At 67.0% G+C, this 642-nt stretch carries 1 protein-coding gene; it reads right to left on the minus strand.

All coding sequences use genetic code 11. The features are described from left to right. On the minus strand, positions 1 to 642 hold a 642-nt coding region (locus WG898_RS25170), incomplete at both ends, for a calcium-binding protein (protein ID WP_339605519.1).

Consider the following 642-nt stretch of genomic DNA (forward strand, 5'->3'; position numbering starts at 1 on the left):
TCGGCATCACCATTGAGCGTGTCGTTACCGGCGCCGCCTGTCAGGTAGTCGTTGCCGGCGCCGCCGTTGAGCACATTCACCGTGCCCGGCGCGTCCGCCACCGTGCCGCTGCCGGCCGCATCGCTGGGGCCTTCGGCATACAGCGTATCGGCGTCGTCGCCACCGTACAGCGTGTCCGCGCCGCTGCCTCCGTACAGGCTGTCCGTACCGGTGTCGCCATACAGCGTGTCGTTGCCCGCACCACCGTAGAGATAGTCCCGGTCGGCCCCGCCGCTGAGGATGTCGTTGCCGCCATCACCGTTGAGTGTGTCCTGGCCGGCCAGACCATTGAGCGTGTCGTTGCCGCCCAGGCCATAGGCAATATCGTCATCGGCCGTCAGTGCCGGGCTGGTGTCGGTGTCGTCAGCGGCGGTGCCCACCTTGACGGTGAAGCTGCCGCTGCTGAAGCTGGCCGCGTTCGACGGCACATGGCCGTTGAACTCGAGCAGGAAGTCGTTCGCGTCGACCACGCCGCTGCGGTTGCGGTCCATGAAGAGCAGCGTCTTGTCGTCGCCTGCGTCGTAGACGGTCCACAACTCCAGGAAGCGACTCTCCACCGAGCCGTCCGCGCTGGCCAGCGACAGGCTCTGCCCAATGGATGCG

This window comes from Paucibacter soli (assembly GCF_037482845.1).
GTDB classification, from domain to species: Bacteria; Pseudomonadota; Gammaproteobacteria; order Burkholderiales; family Burkholderiaceae_C; genus Paucibacter_B; species Paucibacter_B soli.